Source organism: Paraprevotella xylaniphila YIT 11841 (assembly GCF_000205165.1).
Classification (GTDB): Bacteria; Bacteroidota; Bacteroidia; order Bacteroidales; family Bacteroidaceae; genus Paraprevotella; species Paraprevotella xylaniphila.
Genome location: NZ_GL883836.1, coordinates 115,915 through 131,765, shown reverse-complemented (window position 1 = coordinate 131,765; position 15,851 = coordinate 115,915). Strand labels below are relative to the sequence as shown.

The 15,851-nt window shown below is 47.2% G+C and carries 17 protein-coding genes; 8 read left to right on the top strand and 9 right to left on the bottom strand.

The features are described 5' to 3' along the window. Window positions 1–337 precede the first annotated feature (337 nt). The 6 genes from HMPREF9442_RS05760 to HMPREF9442_RS05735 all read left to right on the top strand — a co-directional run bounded on the left by HMPREF9442_RS05760 (window position 338) and on the right by HMPREF9442_RS05735 (window position 3,122). A complete protein-coding gene (locus tag HMPREF9442_RS05760) occupies window positions 338–595 on the top strand; it encodes a hypothetical protein (protein ID WP_040602684.1) in 258 nt (85 codons plus the stop codon). Beyond that, window positions 592–1,056, top strand: coding sequence for a MaoC family dehydratase (locus HMPREF9442_RS05755; protein WP_008626352.1), 465 nt, complete (start codon window positions 592–594; stop codon window positions 1,054–1,056). The genes HMPREF9442_RS05760 and HMPREF9442_RS05755 overlap by 4 nt, the downstream gene beginning before the upstream one ends. A gap of 161 nt (window positions 1,057–1,217) precedes the next feature. Next, complete coding sequence (locus tag HMPREF9442_RS05750) at window positions 1,218–1,742, top strand: GFO_1088 family ECF-type sigma factor (protein ID WP_008626351.1); 525 nt, start codon at window positions 1,218–1,220, stop codon at window positions 1,740–1,742. After that, a complete protein-coding gene (locus HMPREF9442_RS05745; protein WP_008626349.1) occupies window positions 1,720–2,211 on the top strand; it encodes a PG0215 family putative anti-sigma factor in 492 nt (163 codons plus the stop codon). The genes HMPREF9442_RS05750 and HMPREF9442_RS05745 overlap by 23 nt, the downstream gene beginning before the upstream one ends. Beyond that, a complete protein-coding gene (locus tag HMPREF9442_RS05740; protein ID WP_008626347.1) occupies window positions 2,208–2,645 on the top strand; it encodes a DUF4252 domain-containing protein in 438 nt (145 codons plus the stop codon). The genes HMPREF9442_RS05745 and HMPREF9442_RS05740 overlap by 4 nt, the downstream gene beginning before the upstream one ends. Before the next feature lie 12 nt (window positions 2,646–2,657). Then, window positions 2,658–3,122 carry a DUF4252 domain-containing protein gene (locus HMPREF9442_RS05735; RefSeq protein WP_008626346.1) on the top strand — a complete coding sequence of 155 codons (465 nt, stop codon included), beginning with the start codon at window positions 2,658–2,660 and terminating at the stop codon, window positions 3,120–3,122. Window positions 3,123–3,224: 102 nt separating this feature from the next. On the opposite strand, the gene HMPREF9442_RS05730 is transcribed toward HMPREF9442_RS05735, so the two are convergent. The 9 genes from HMPREF9442_RS05730 to purL form a co-directional block, all read right to left on the bottom strand. Further along, window positions 3,225–4,565, bottom strand: a complete 1,341-nt coding sequence (locus HMPREF9442_RS05730; RefSeq protein WP_008626345.1) for a permease — start codon at window positions 4,563–4,565, stop codon at window positions 3,225–3,227. 12 nt (window positions 4,566–4,577) lie between these two features. Next, on the bottom strand, window positions 4,578–4,811 hold the full coding sequence (locus HMPREF9442_RS05725) for a thioredoxin family protein (RefSeq protein WP_040602681.1): 234 nt from the start codon (window positions 4,809–4,811) through the stop codon (window positions 4,578–4,580). A 64-nt stretch (window positions 4,812–4,875) separates the two neighbouring features. Next, a complete protein-coding gene (locus HMPREF9442_RS05720) occupies window positions 4,876–5,583 on the bottom strand; it encodes an aromatic aminobenezylarsenical efflux permease ArsG family transporter (RefSeq protein WP_008626343.1) in 708 nt (235 codons plus the stop codon). A gap of 11 nt (window positions 5,584–5,594) precedes the next feature. Next, window positions 5,595–6,041, bottom strand: a complete 447-nt coding sequence (locus HMPREF9442_RS05715; protein WP_008626342.1) for a nitrophenyl compound nitroreductase subunit ArsF family protein — start codon at window positions 6,039–6,041, stop codon at window positions 5,595–5,597. A gap of 81 nt (window positions 6,042–6,122) precedes the next feature. Continuing rightward, window positions 6,123–6,446, bottom strand: coding sequence for an ArsR/SmtB family transcription factor (locus tag HMPREF9442_RS05710; RefSeq protein ID WP_008626340.1), 324 nt, complete (start codon window positions 6,444–6,446; stop codon window positions 6,123–6,125). Between the two features lie 158 nt (window positions 6,447–6,604). Next, window positions 6,605–7,246: a MarC family protein gene (locus HMPREF9442_RS05705; protein WP_436197881.1), complete on the bottom strand. Its 642-nt coding sequence runs from the start codon at window positions 7,244–7,246 to the stop codon at window positions 6,605–6,607. Between the two features lie 18 nt (window positions 7,247–7,264). Further along, on the bottom strand, window positions 7,265–7,840 hold the full coding sequence (locus tag HMPREF9442_RS05700) for a chromate transporter (RefSeq protein WP_008626338.1): 576 nt from the start codon (window positions 7,838–7,840) through the stop codon (window positions 7,265–7,267). 7 nt (window positions 7,841–7,847) lie between these two features. Further along, on the bottom strand, window positions 7,848–8,396 hold the full coding sequence (locus HMPREF9442_RS05695) for a chromate transporter (RefSeq protein ID WP_008626337.1): 549 nt from the start codon (window positions 8,394–8,396) through the stop codon (window positions 7,848–7,850). 88 nt (window positions 8,397–8,484) lie between these two features. Beyond that, window positions 8,485–12,189, bottom strand: coding sequence for a phosphoribosylformylglycinamidine synthase (purL, locus tag HMPREF9442_RS05690; RefSeq protein WP_008626336.1), 3,705 nt, complete (start codon window positions 12,187–12,189; stop codon window positions 8,485–8,487). A gap of 276 nt (window positions 12,190–12,465) precedes the next feature. On the opposite strand from purL, the gene HMPREF9442_RS05685 reads away from it, so the two are divergent. Together HMPREF9442_RS05685 and HMPREF9442_RS05680 are read left to right on the top strand one after the other, a co-directional pair. After that, window positions 12,466–14,262 (top strand): hypothetical protein, encoded by a 1,797-nt coding sequence (locus tag HMPREF9442_RS05685; RefSeq protein WP_008626335.1) that lies wholly within the window; start codon window positions 12,466–12,468, stop codon window positions 14,260–14,262. Between the two features lie 28 nt (window positions 14,263–14,290). Continuing rightward, window positions 14,291–15,748: a DUF5723 family protein gene (locus HMPREF9442_RS05680; protein WP_008626333.1), complete on the top strand. Its 1,458-nt coding sequence runs from the start codon at window positions 14,291–14,293 to the stop codon at window positions 15,746–15,748. The last annotated feature ends 103 nt before the right edge of the window (window positions 15,749–15,851 follow it).

The window sequence follows — 15,851 nt, the reverse complement described above, 5'->3', positions numbered from 1 at the left end:
GAGGTTGCACATTTGTGCGCGTTTCCGCTCGTTTGCGCACATTTCTGCACATTAGTGCACGTTTCTGCGCTCTCCGTGTCGTCCTTCCTCAAAGAAACCGGATAGCCGTCGGACTCGATACTCCCCATGCCTTTTCTCCTCCTCCATACTTTTTCGGAAAATACCTTTCATCTTTCAGGATACACTGTAACTACCTCAATACAAATCGGATACACCCTGAACTTTCAACCTGTAGTCTTTCAGCCCATGTCAGCTACGAGCTGAGCCGAATGCCGCTTTCCGTTTGGCGCACATCCGAAAATCGTTCGGCTTAGATCGAAAAATCGTTCGGCTTAGATTGATTTTTGGTTTGGCGCACAACGGTAGCAGTCCGTCACCTGAAGAACGGCTGAAAGATGGCACTTCCATCCTTCAGGATACTAATATGCTTAAAGCAAGATATTTACAGCGTATCCTGAAAGATGAAAGGCTTTTTTCTAAAATTTCCGGAGAAGAAAAAACAAAAAAACAGCCGGATTATTGTCCGGAAACACTTTATTCTGTATATTTGCTTACAAATAACAAATTACATAAACTTAAATCTCAGGGAACATGAGTAAATTAGTAATTAATTCTTTCGAAGATTTTGAAAAATATGTAGGGCAGCCTTTGGGCGAATCGGAATATTTGCAGGTGGATCAAGAACGTATCAACCTCTTTGCCGATGCCACTTTGGATCATCAATGGATTCACACGGATGTGGAGCGTGCCCAAAAGGAAAGCCCGTTCAAGAGCACCATCGTACACGGCTATCTGACCCTCTCCCTCCTACCCTACTTATGGAACCAAATCATTGAGGTGAACAATCTGAAGATGATGATTAATTACGGTATCGACAAGATGAAATTCGGCCAAGCCGTCCTCAGCGGACAAAGCGTGCGTTTGAGTACAAAACTCCAGTCTTTAGCCAATCTGCGCGGTGCCGTCAAGGCCGAAATCAGATTCACGATGGACATCAAAGAAACCGGAAAAAAAGCATTGGAGGGTACGGCTATCTTCATTTATTATTTCAACTGATACGACAAAGATAGCCAGACGCTTTTTAGCGGATACATTACCGGCACACATTCTAAAAACTGCGGCACTCGTCTTTTTAAATAGACTACCGCAGTTTTTTTTATTTCCTTTGTTGCAAAAACGCTTCCCTTGCGTCTTCTTTATAAAAACATAGCCCTCGCATGAACAAAGAAACCTTCAAACAGACCTATTTACCGTTGTCTGCCTCCATGTATCGCACCGCCTACCGGATATTGGGAAATCCGGAAGACGCAGAAGACATGGTGCAGGAAGCCTATATGAAATTATGGAAACAACGGGATACACTGGACGGAATCCTTGATGCCAGGGCGTACGCCGTAACAAGCGTCAAGAACCTGTGTCTCGACACCATACGGAAACGACACCTCTCATACGAAAACTACGAAAAAACAGAACGTACCATAGCTGCGGCATCCACTCCTTATTCAGAGACCATCCACTCGGAAGAAGCCGCACTGCTGCACCGATATATTGATAGTTTGGAAGAGCCCCAACACACAGTCATCGTCATGAGGGACATTGGCGGATACAGTTTTGAAGAAATTGCAGCCGCCGTACAGTTGAAAGAAGCCCACATCCGGATGATACTCTCCCGCGCCCGTCGAAAATTACGAGAACTATATATAAAAACAAAGCACCACCATGAACAGAAAAAATACAGTTGATTACCAGGAACTCTTGAAGCGGTATTACGAAGGAAAAACCACTTTGGAAGAAGAGAACCTGCTCCGGACCCACTTCCTTTCCCATACGGAAGAGAGCCATGCCGACGCTACCCTCTTCCGCATCTTGGCGGAAGAAAGCCAAGCCCTCCCGCCTGACGGAATGGAACAACGTCTGGAAGCTTGGATAGACCGGCAATCTGTCGTCCCCTCCCGTAAAAGGCGCTTTCTTTTTTGGGGACCAGTGGCCGTGGCAGCCGCCTTGCTTTGCTACGTGGGTATCACGCATGTCCTGCAACAGCATAACGAACTCACTCCCCAAGAAACCCTCATTGCCAAAAAAGCACTGGGAAGTACGCTCAAATGTATAGAAACGGGCGAACAAAGCGTCCTGCGCACCCACGAAAGATTAAAATACATCAAAAGAGACATCCATAAGAATATTCACGAACTTAAAGACATTGCCTTATGAAAAGACGACTTATAGTACTATTGGCCGGACTGGCATACATCATGCCGGCCGTAGCCCAACAAACGCTTTTCGACCGTTATGCCGAAAAGCAAGGAGTGACTTACGTCAACATAAACGGCGAAATCATCAAAACCTTATTGCCAGACATGTCGAACATATCCATTAAGGAAATCAACATACTGGACATAGACAACCGAGAACTCCTCCAGTCCATCGACAGAGACTTGCAGCAATGCATCAAGGACGAAAAGTACAAACAACTCATCAAAACGGTAGACTCCGATGAAAAGGTCTGTATCTTAAAGAAAGAAAAATCCTCTGACAGCCCAAGCGCATTTCTAATCACCGTCCAAAGCAAAGATGACACGCAGTTGATTTGGATTATAGGAAACATGCGGAAAGAAGAACTGGAAAAACTATTAAAAAACCTCTAAAAAACAAATATCATGAAACATTTCATCCTTATCCTTGCATGCCTTTGCGCCATGTCGTGCAGCAGGCAGACCACCGGAATAGACGCATTCGTCAACCAATACGACCAAGCATCCGTACGTATGCCGGGCATACTCATGCCTTTGGTGAAAAAGAAACTCCACAAGGCGGGCATCAACGTGAGAAGCATAAAAGTACTCACGCCCGAGAAACTGCAAAACGACTCTGCTCTTCTCAAACGTTACCTCGCTGATTTGGAAATGTTGGACTTTAAGGACTATTCCAAAATGGTAGAAGTAAAGGAGGACGATGAACACATCCGGGTATTTTTCAAAAAAGACAAGGAAGTCATTCGCCAAATCGTAGTCGTCATTCGTTCCACGGAAGACTCGGAAGAAGACGGCATACTCGTACTCCTCAAAGGTGAATTCAATATAAAAGACATACATAAAATCATCAAACACGACGCCTTTAAATAGGGGACGTTCCTTCTCCCCACCCATCCGTTTACCCCAAACGGCAAAGGTTTGTGCCCGATTCGCCACTTTCCTCTGCCGTTTTTATCGCTTAAAAGATTTCCATTAAGACAGCATGCCGAAAAAATATCCCGAAATTGTTGCCATCACAATGACAAGACCCACGTAAACGACTGTCTTTTTTGTTCCCAACACGCCCCGAATGACGAGCATGTTGGGCAGGGACAGGGAAGGTCCCGCAAGCAGCAAGGCCAATGCCGGACCTTCGCCCATTCCCGAAGCCAACAAACCTTGAACAATCGGTACTTCCGTAAGCGTGGCAAAATACATGAATGCACCGACGAAGCTGGCGAGGAAGTTGGAAAGAATCGAATTGCCCCCGACCGCCCACTCAATCCAACTGTTCGGAATGATTCCGGCAATGGCTGTGCCATCGTGCGTGGATCCCAACAGGAAGCCCGCTACCACCACACCGATTGCCAAAAGCGGCAATATCTGTTTGGCAAATCCCCATGAGGACAAAGCCCACTCCCGATTTTCATCACTCCGAGTATCGGTAAGCAAAATGAGCGATAACGCCGCTATTGCCACAATCATAGGAACGGGCGGAACTAATTTCGCATTGGCAATAAAGAGGTTTGAGAGGATTGCGGCCATTCCCGTCAAGACCGCCGCCAATAGGACTTTCCATACGGGAAGCTTGAGAACGCCAACTAATGCCCCACACAGAAGTATGCCCAATCCGCCCGTGATGTACCATTTGTAACTGAACAAGTAGAACCACAATCCTTTGTCGGAAGCAGCAGGTGCACCCCAGTTGGCGAAAACAAGGATAAGCACCAGTGTAAAGAAGTGGAATGCGGTCTGCCACACCGGGCGTTTCTCCGCCGGTAGTACAATATTCATCTGTTCCTCTTTCTTGGCTTTCTCTTCTTTGCGGAAGATGAAGGACATGGCAAGCCCAATGATTACGGAAAAACTTACCGCACCGACAACACGTGCAATTCCCATTTCAATACCCAAGATGCGTGCTGTCAGAATGATAGACAAGATACTGATAGCCGGACCGGAATACAGGAATGCGATGGCCGGCCCCAATCCGGCTCCGCGTTTGTATATGCCGGTGAACAACGGCAGGATGGTGCACGAACATACAGCCAAAATACTTCCCGAAACGGCGGCAGCCGTGTAGGATAACCATTTCTTTGCGTTTGCTCCGAAATACTTGATAACGGAACCTTGACTGACAAAGACTGCAATTACTCCGGCTATAAAGAAAGCGGGCAATAGGCATAGGATGACATGTTCCCGGGCATACCATTGAGACAGGTCGAGTGTCGCACCAATGGCTGTAAGAAACCGCTCGTTTCCAAGTGGCATAAAGAATATGGCTACGAAAACAACCACAATCCAACCTAATATTTTCAATTCTTTTTGCATGTCCATTGCGACAGGAGTTTACAGCCCTAATATTTTCTTCACTTCATTTTCCGTGGGAACGTGTCCTTTCAGCTTTACCTCCCCATCGATGACCACTGCGGGAGTAGCCATGATATTATAATTCAGCAATTCCATGATGTCCTCCACCTTGATGAGGGTAGCATCAAGCCCCTGTTCTTTCACTACTTTTTCAATGACAGCGTAGGTCGCCTTGCATTTGGCGCAACCTACTCCTAAAACTTTAATTTCCATAAATACGATAGTTGAAGTTTGAATTATTTTATTCGTTATATCACGAACATTGACCATAAAAAAATTACAGATACACGGTTATGGCATAATACCCACCGATGGCTATAAACAACCCGCCGACGATGAAGTTCAACCACACCCGAACGGTCTGCATCTTCCCGTAGAAACCGCTTATGTGCTGTACGCTGAATGCCAGTATCCATGCAACGATTAAAACCGGGAGCGCCGTTGCCACCGCAAACAATACGGGCAGCAGATAGCCTGCCGGTGATGTGGCGGACATGGGAATTAACATGCCAAAATAGAAAATACCGCTTGTCGGGCAAAATGCCATCGCAAACAACATACCGAGCCATAAAGCACCCCAGTTGCCATGCTTCGCCAGTCCTTCTCTGTTTCCCTTAAATCCGAACTGAGGCAGATTGAGATTGTTTCCGAACAACATAAACAATCCGATGACCAATAAAACCGGAGGCAACAACATTTCCCCATATTTCCCTATTACCTTTTGAATGCCAAACAAGCTCGCCCCCTCTTCGAGAACCATAATCAACACGCATCCCAATGCCGTATAAGCGACAATGCGCCCAAGCGTATATAGCAAACCTTTCCTGAAAACGGTTTTCCGGTCTTCCACCTCTTTCCCTATATAACCGATAGCAGCGATATTCGTAGCCAACGGACAAGGAGAAATGGCAGTCAGCAATCCCAACAGAAAAGCAATCAAAGCCGGTGCCGTGCTATTGTCTAATAATGATTGCAGCCATTCCATGACTTTCCGAATTAGTCGAGCAATCCGTTTATTTTCTCTGTCAGGCCTTGTTTGAATGTATCGGGAGCTGTACGGGCATTGGCAAAGGCATACTTCGTCAAGTCCTCCGCACTCTCTTTACCGCTTTGGTAACGGACAAGAAAGAGTGAAGACCACGTCACCTCGTACTTGTCTGCGATTGCCTCGTTTTCTTCTTTTGAGATATCAATAGTCTTGAAAACGAGTGCCCCGTTCTTTAATTGTGCCTCAAATTGTGCCTCTACTGCTTCTTTAGCGTTTTTCTCTATCGCCATACAAGTGGCACACCGTTGCTTACCATGAAAATAGAGAACTTCCACACGGTCTTGTTTCTCACTCTGTGCTGTTTGCTGCTCTGTGCCACTACTGTTTTTCGCTGTATTGTTTCCACAGGCTGTCATACCAAACACTAAAGCCAACGTTAAAACGATTTTATTCATACAAGTTATTTTTAATTGGTTATAAGACATGTTTGTATTTCGTAGAATTACGAACAATAAGAATAAAAAAAGTGCCACTTTTTACAGTAACTTTCTTTTTTTGCAGGCACATTGTCCGAAGAACTTGGCAAAAAGTTCATGGGCTATATTCCAGTTTTCCCGATTGATGCAATACTTTACTTTAGGAGGTTCTATCTCCCCCTGTATCAGTCCGGCATCTTTCAACTCTTTCAAGTGCTGTGACACCGTTGCTTTGGCTATCGGGAGTTCCTCATGGATGTCCCCGAAGAAACAGCACTCTTGTTTTGCCAGAAATTCAAGTATGGCAATCCTTGCAGGGTGTCCCATCGCCTTGGCGAAACGGGCTATTTGTTCCTGCGCCAGTGTATAGTTCTTATCCTTCATGCTTTACTACAGCCTTAATGTTCGCAAAGATACGAACAATTCCATTTTTCGCAAAAAAACCGATGAAAAATATTCTTCTTTCATCAGTTTTTATCTTATCAATCCTTCAACTTCTCTTTGGATTGCCTTTGACTAAGCCTCTTTCATTTTGATATCTTCTAACTTCCACGCAGGATTTCCGTCAGGATGGGGCGCGCCCCACTTACGAAACATTCCACTGCAATCACCATCAGGATCAACCCCATCAGACGCATCATCACATTATTTCCTGTCTCACCGATGAACTTCACTAAAACCCCTGCCCAACGTAAAAGAACGAACGTAATCAGATAAACCAAAATAATGGCTACTATCACCGCCGTCTTCATCTCAAAGGAATAGGCTTCCTGCATCAGCACGATAGCATTGGCTATTGCCCCCGGCCCGCATAACAAAGGAATTCCCAAAGGAGCCACGGATACATCGTTGGCATACTCCTTGATTTCTTCCTTCCGCAAGTTCATCGGAGTGTACTTGGCTTGCAACATGTCGAAACCGATACGAAAAATAATAATTCCACCCACAATGCGGAAACCGTTGGTGGAAATACCAAAAAACTTGAATAAGAACTGACCTGCCAATACAAACAGCAACAATGCACAACAAGCCACCAAAGTGGCGCGTACGGCCACTGCACGCCGTTCTTTCTCATCCAAAGACTGTGTCATCGTCAAAAACACCGGCATCGTGCTCAAAGGACTGGTGATGGTAAACAATGAAGTGAAACACAACAACGCAAAAGGAATTACCGTATCCATCATACTCATATCATTTAACGGTTAAAACAGAATCCATCCCGCCAACCCGCAAAAGCAAATCAACTTGATAGGATTCATCTTATACACCAGACTGCCGATAAAAGCAAAGGCAAAAAGGAAAATACTGATATAGAACTGCCACGGATTGTCCGGTGTACTGAAATTCTCCGGTGTGAGCAACAGCAAGGCTGCCGCCGCCAACAACCCGACCACAGCCGGACGCAAACCCTGGAACACATGTTCCACCACAGGATGATTCTTGAACTTCATCAGGAACTTACTGATAAGCAACATCAGGATAAACGACGGAAGCACCACGGCAAAAGTTGCCGTCACACTGCCCAATACCGCCCAACCATGCCCGTAACCGGCATTGACCACACTGGTATAGCCCACATACGTAGCCGAATTGATGCCTATCGGCCCCGGTGTCATCTGGCTGATAGCCACGATATCCGTAAACTGCCCGCTCGTCAACCAATGATAACGGTTGACCACTTCCCCTTGAATCAAGGAAATCATGGCATAGCCTCCCCCAAAACCGAACAAGCCGATTTTGAAGAAGCTATAGAAAAGCTTTATATATAACCACCACATATCTTTATCATTTACTTTCCGACGGTTTGACATAACGGCCGTACAGGTAACCTCCCAAACCGGCCATTATAATAATGTATATAGGAGAAACACCCAACAGCCAAATCAACAAGGCACTCACCACCGGTATCCACACATTGGTCATCCCGATTTTGGCACTCTTCCCCATTTTAAACGTAGGGGCGGCTATCAGTGCCACCACTGCCGGACGGATACCCTTGAAAATGCTCTGCACGGTCTCATTATCCCGAAACTGTTGGAAAAACAAGGCTATGCCGAGAATAATCAAGAAAGAGGGCAAGATGGTACCCAAAGCACAAACCACGCTACCGGGTACGCCCTTCAGCTTATAGCCGATAAAAATGCTCATGTTGACCGCAAAAATCCCGGGGCAACTTTGGGCTATGGCCATCAAGTCCAGAAAGTCTTCACGGCTCACCCATCTGTTTTTGTCCACCACATCCGCTTCAATCAACGGTATCATGGCATATCCCCCGCCTATGGTAAACAAACCTATGCGGAAAAACGTACGGAAACTGTTCCAATAAATATTCATATTCCAACTCTTACACGGGATGCACAGACAGCACACGGGGCTGCGCCATGACATAGGCACAGCCCCTTTGCATGCCGTCCGGACATGATTATTTCTTATGAGCCTCCACCCACTTACGGGCATTGACAAAAGCTTCCATCCAAGGCGTGACCTCATCCGCACGGCGGTCTGCCGGATACCAGGCGTTCTGCCACGGGAAGATGGCACGCTCCAAGTGGGGCATCATGGCCAAATGGCGCCCGTCGGCACTGCATATACCGGCCACACTGTAATCCGACCCGTTCGGATTACCGGGATACTCATCATAGCTGTATTTGGCAATCACATTATACTTATCTTCAGGATAAGGCAACGAGAACTTGCCTTCGCCATGAGCTACCCAGATGCCCAACTTGTTCCCGCTCAGCGAACCGAACATCACGCTCCGGTTCATCGGGATGGTCAACCCTACGAACTCCGATTCAAACTTATGAGAGTCATTGTGCAACATGTGCGCCTTCTTCGTAAATTCCGGATTAATCAAATCCAGTTCCACCATCAACTGGCAACCGTTGCAAATACCCAAAGACAGCGTGTCTTCACGGGCATAGAAATTGTCGAGTGCCGCCTTGGCCTTCGGATTATACAAGAAAGCACCGGCCCAACCTTTGGCAGAACCCAACACATCCGAATTGGAGAACCCACCACAGAAGACAATCATATTGATATCTTCCAACGTCTCCCGTCCGCTTATCAGGTCGGTCATCATGACATCCTTCACGTCGAATCCCGCCAAATAGAGCGAATAAGCCATTTCGCGCTCACCGTTCGTTCCCTTTTCACGGATAATGGCGGCCTTGATGCCCGACGGGGTACGACGGTCAGGGTTCAACCCGTACTGCGCCAACTTGCCCGTGAAATCCTTATTAAACACCATTTCGAGCGGCTGCATCTTATAATTCTCAAAACGAGCCTTGGCGCGTCCGTTCATACTCTGCTTCCGGTCGAGCAAGTAGGAAGTGCTATACCATACGTCACGCAGATAATCTATGCCGAACTGGTACTCCGCACCGTCCTTTGTCACTTGAACAAGGCGTTCGTCCGTAGGATGTCCCAACTTGAGATAACCCACACCGGCATCGTCCATGATTTTCTTGAATTCCGCCTTATGTTTGTCGGCAATTTGCACCACCACACCCGGATTCTCAGCCAAGAGAATCTTCACGATGTCATGATGTCCGAATTTGTCCAAAGAGATTTCCATACCGCCTTCCATATTCGCGAAACACATTTCAAGCAAAGTGGTAATCAAACCTCCGGCCGAAATGTCATGACCGGCCAAAACCAAGCCTTTGTTTACCAACGTCTGCACGGCATTGAAAGCATCACGGAAATATTCAGGATTCTTGCAGGTCGGCACATCCGAACCCACCTTATTTAAAGATTGGGCAAAAGCCGAACCACCCAAACGCAAATCGTCGAAGCTGAAATCGATATGATAGAAAGTGGTCTTTTCCTTATTGACCATCACCGGCGAAACTACCTTTTTCACGTCGCTTACCTCACCACCGGCACTCACGATGACCGTACCCGGCGAGATGATTTTCTCGCCGCCGGGATACTGCTGGCTCATGGACAAGGAATCTTTTCCGGTAGGCACGTTGATTTCCAAAGCACAACAGAAATCGGACAAAGCCTGTACACCTTGGTACAAACGGGCATCTTCGCCTTCCTGAGAGCGGCACGGCCACATCCAGTTGGCAGAGAGAGACACGCTGTCCAACCCTTCGGCCAGCGGTGCCCATACGATATTAGTCAACGATTCGGCCACCGAAAGCACGGAACCTGCGGCCGGGTCTGCCAAACCGGCTTGGGGCGCATGCCCGATAGCGGTAGCGATACCGGCCTTTCCACGGTAATCCAAAGCCACGACACCGCAGTCGCTCAACGGCAACTGGATTTCACCTTGGCATTGCTGTCGCGCCACTTTGCCCGTCACGGAACGGTCTACTTTATTGGTCAGCCAATCCTTACAAGCCACGGCCTCCAAACGCAACACACGAGCCACGTATTCATTCAACTTGGCTTCATCATACGTCACGTCCTCATACTTACGCTCCACCGTATTGTCGCGCATGTACGTCTTAGGACTGTGACCGAACATCTGCGACACATCCAAATCAAACGGACGCACGCCATCGGCCTGCTGGAAAGCAAAGTGCGCGTCGCCGGTCGTTTCACCGACCACGTACATCGGTGCACGCTCGCGTTCGGCTATCTTACGCACGTGTTCGATATGTTCTTCCTGAATCAACAATCCCATGCGTTCCTGCGATTCGTTGGCTATGATTTCCTTAGAAGACAAAGTCTTGTCACCAATCGGCAATTTGGACATATCTATCAATCCACCGCACTCCTCCACCAACTCGGAAAGACAGTTCACATGTCCGGCCGAACCGTGGTCGTGTATGGAAACCACCGGATTCACGTCCTCTTCGCACAATGCACGCACCAAATTGTTGGCACGCTTCTGCATCTCGGGATTCGCACGCTGCACGGCATTCAGTTCGATGCCGGAAGAATAGCGTCCCGTATCCACCGACGAAACAGAACCGCCGCCCAAACCGATACGGTAGTTGTCACCGCCGACCACTACGACCTTGTTGCCTTTCTGCGGCGTTCCTTTCAAACAGTCGCGCTTTGTGCCGTATCCCACGCCTCCGGCCAACATAATCACCTTGTCATAACCGTAACGTTCGCCGTTCTCCTGATGTTCAAATGTCAGTACGGAACCGGTAATCAGCGGTTGCCCGAACTTGTTACCGAAGTCGGAAGCCCCGTTCGATGCCTTGATCAAAATCTGTTCCGGAGTCTGGTATAACCAACGGCGTACCGGCAGGATGTCCTCCCAATCACGACCCTCATCTGTACGCGGATAAGAGGTCATGTAGACCGCCGTCCCGGCTATCGGCCATGAACCGACACCTCCGCCCATACGGTCGCGTATCTCACCGCCCGTTCCCGTGGAAGCTCCATTGAAAGGTTCCACCGTGGTCGGGAAGTTGTGTGTCTCCGCCTTGATGGAAATCACAGACTCGATATCCTTGATCACAAAATAGTCGGACGTGGAATGGTCTTTCGGCGCAAACTGTTCCACCACCGGCCCTTGTGCAAAAGCCACATTGTCCTTGTATGCCGAAATGATTTTATGCGGATTTTCCTGTGTAGTTTTCTTAATCATCTGGAACAAAGAAGACTCCATTTCCTTCCCGTCGATGATGAACGTACCGCCGAAAATCTTATGACGGCAATGCTCGGAATTGATTTGTGCGAAACCGAACACCTCCGAATCCGTCAGCTTACGCCCCAACTGGCCTTCCACCTGATGCAGGTATTCGATTTCCTCTGGCGAAAGAGCCAATCCTTCCTGTTCGTTATATTCTTCCAGATTCTCTATATACACGATGGGAGCCGGTTGGATATCAACCGTAAAAATATCCTGGTCCAAACCCTTATACATACGTTGCAGCATCGGATCGTGCCCGGCATGTTCATCTTCCACTGGGAAATACTCTTCTATACGAGAAATACCGCTGAGGCTCATGTTTTGAGTAATCTCAACGGCATTCGTACTCCACGGAGTAATCATCTCACGACGCGGACCTACGAAACAACCTTTCAGTCCGTCTTCGGTTTCCACGGTGGCACCACCGTAAAGCCAACATAATTTTTCGATTTCCTCCGCATTGAGACGATGGTCCGCCTCTGTAGCGATGACGCTCCCGCCGGGAGTTCTAAAAAATGAAATAGACATAACTACTATTTGTAACAGATTAGAATAAATACTTGTGCTGCAAAGTTAAGCAAAAAAGCCCGATTGCACGTCCTGACATCTTAGAAAAGTAATCTTGATAATATAAAATAAAGAATCTCTGCCTATAAAAATAAAACTTCTTCCAAAATATTTCATGAAATATACTTATATTATGTTTATTTTAAATATCTTTGTGGTCGATTAAGCTAAACAAATGGTCAAAAAGACGTATTGGCATTATTTAGATTCAGAAATAACTTCAAAACATTATTAATTATGAACAAACGAAGACTCATCAAGGCATCGTTATGGACAACCGCCTTATCTCCGTTCTTCTTCGCATCTTGCGTGGATGACAGTTATGACCTCACCAAGGACATTGACATGACTATCACCGTGGGCGGAGACCTCAGCATTCCGGGTAGCGGAACGGAAGAATTCACGTTGGAAGAAATTATGGATTTGGAAGACAACAGTGTCGTAAAAGCTGACGCACAAGGGAATTATGCCCTGAACAAAGCCGATACCACAGAAACCGACGTGGAAATAGACCCCGTACATATCAACGCCCCGGAAAGTAACCCGACGACGACAACACTGTACTTCAACACACCGGCAGCCACAAGCGAAGAAGTGGAGGCCCAAGTAAACGATGTGACCACGGACTTCCTTTTCTCGAAAGACGACGTAACAACGGACATCGTGTCGCTCACTTCCACCGATGTGGATTTCACGGCCTATCTGACCCTTAGTTTCAGCCAGACAAGCCAAAACGTGGAGGTCATCACCCTGAAAAAGGGATTCTCCATAGAAATGGAATTGGAAGGCCAGACACAACCCAACGGTTTCGTTTTTGAATTGGACAATACGGGAAATTATGGTATCAAAGAAGGAGAAGACCAGACCATAGAATTCCTGCAGGATCAAGAAATCCGCAAAGGTATGACACTGAAAATTCCTGTATATTTCAAGCGCATCCAGAATTTCCCCGACGGCCAAGGAATATACGAACCGGGACATTTCAAACTGCAAACGCATGTCATAGCTAACGGTACGGCCACAACCCCCGGAGTTCCGGCCGGAAACATCCAAGTAGACCTGATTACCGACACGGAAGTGCCCGACATCACGTTGCAGAGTGTAACGGGTATCGTTGACCCGAAAATTGACATCAACGTAGACCCGATCACCGTAGAAGGTGTACCTGATTTCTTGAAGGATGACGTAAACTTAGACCTGACGAACCCGTACATCAAACTGAGGCTTGAGAACGGAAGCCCGGCTGACGTAAATTTGAAGGCACGCATGACATGGACCAAAGACGGTGTCTTCAACGAAGGTTTCCAAATCGGTACGGACTTGGGCAGTACACCTACGGACCAAACCATCACACTTGCAGGAAGTGCAACTTCGGAATATTATCTCTCACGTATCAATATGGAGAATTTGCCCGCAGGCGCCAAGAATATTGTATTAGGTGACAACCTGTATGAACTGATACGCACCATTCCTGATGAAATCAAACTTACGGACGTAGAAGCCAAGGCACTGCAACACGACACGGAAGTGGAACTCGGCAACGATGGTGCCTATTACGAAGTAAACACCATTTACGAACTGAATGCCCCGCTGCAATTCGGAAACGAACTGAACATAGTTTATAAAGATACCATTAACGATTGGGGCGGTGACCTGGAAGACATCACCATCAAAAAAGCCATCGTAGAAATGGATGCCTTGAACGGTATTCCACTCAACTTCAAGCTTAATGCACAAGCCATAGACCGGAACGGCAACGTATATCCCAACGTAACGGTTAATCCGGTCAAAAACACGATTGCCCCGGGTCTGAAACTGACAGGCGAAAATGGTGAAACAGCTACCGAGAGTCCCATACAATTGGAGATCGTATGCGAAAGCGGAGACATGAAAGACCTTGACGGACTGATTGTCAATTTCACGGCCGACATGGAAGGTGTCAACCAAAATGCCACGCTGAACAAAGGCATGACCCTGAAGCTTTCCAATATCCGCATCCGCATCAAAGACGGAGTAACGGTAGACTTGAACTAATATCTCATTTTTATAACGGAATAAATTTATGAAAAGAAGAAATAAAATCGCAGCAGCCCTGCTTTTTGCGGTGTCCTTACCCACGGTATCTACTTTGGCACAAAACAGTTTGCGTTCGGCCTATTTCCTTGAAGGCTACACCTACCGCCACCAGATGAACCCGGCATTCGCCAATGAACGTAACTACATAAGTATGCCCCTCATCCCATTAGGTAATTTCAACGTAGGTCTACAATCCACTGTCGGAGTGAAGGATTTCATCCATAAACTCCCCGACGGAAGCCTCACCACGTTCCTCAACGACCACGTGGATGCCGGAGAGTTCTTAGATGGATTGAAAAACCGCAACCGCCTGAACTTAGACCTCGATATGACCATTCTGTCTTTCGGTTTCCATAAATGGGGAGGATTCAACACATTCGACCTTTCCGTAAAGAGCGGTACGCGTATGAACCTTCCCAAGGATTTATTCGAATTCGCTAAGGTAGGCATGGCTAATGGGAACAGCGAATATACTCTCGAAGACATGGGTATCTATTCTAACAACTATGCGGAAATCGCTTTCGGACACTCACGTAAAATCATGGACAAACTGACAGTGGGAGCCAAAGTAAAATTCCTTTTGGGCATATATAACGCAGACTTCCACGTCAACGACATGAAACTGACCTTGACCGATGACAAATGGGCCGTGTCTGGAAATGGTGAATTTTCTTCCGTCGGCATCGTGGACATTCCGACCAAAACTAAACTCAAGGATGTAGTAGACGAGAACACGGGAGCCGTAGTAGGACAGAAAGAGGAAGAAGAACTCGACTTTGACAACATCGAAACGGGCAACGCCATCGGTGGTTTCGGCATGGCATTCGACTTCGGTGCCACATACCAATTACGCGAAGATTTGGAATTGTCCATGGCCGTACTCGACTTAGGATGGATAAGTTACAAGAATGCCACACAGGCTACCATGGCCGCCGAGCCTTGGGAGTTCGACGGTTTCCATGACATTCCGTTCGATTCGGACAAAGCGGCTCCGGGTATGTCTATCGAAGACCAAATAGACAATCTGACAGATGATTTGGAAGACTTGTTCCAAATGAAGGCGCAAGGTACAAAAAAGCATACGCGTGCTTTGGGAGCCACACTGAACATAGGTGCACTTTACACTTTCCCATACTATGATAAGCTGAAATTCGGCTTTTTGGAATCGACTCGTATCAATGGACGTTATTCTTGGTCCGAAGGCCGTTTCTCGGCCAACGTGGCTCCGGTGAAGTGCTTCGATGCCTCCATCAGCTACGCCATTTCATCTTTCGGTTCGTCTTTCGGATGGGTGGCCAACTACCACGGAAAAGGATTCAGTCTCTTCTTGGGTAGCAACCACCAGTTCTTCAAGGTGACTCCGCAATTCATTCCGGTGGGAAATGCCAACATGAACATCAGTATCGGTATCAACTTCCCGTTCGGAGACATCAAGTCCTTGTAACTTTCGATAAAAATCCTTTATAAAAGCCTGCCCGTGCCTTTCGTTACCGGCACGGGCAGGCTTTCTTCTCTTCTCCGCAACCTCAAGAGCTAAGTTCTGGACA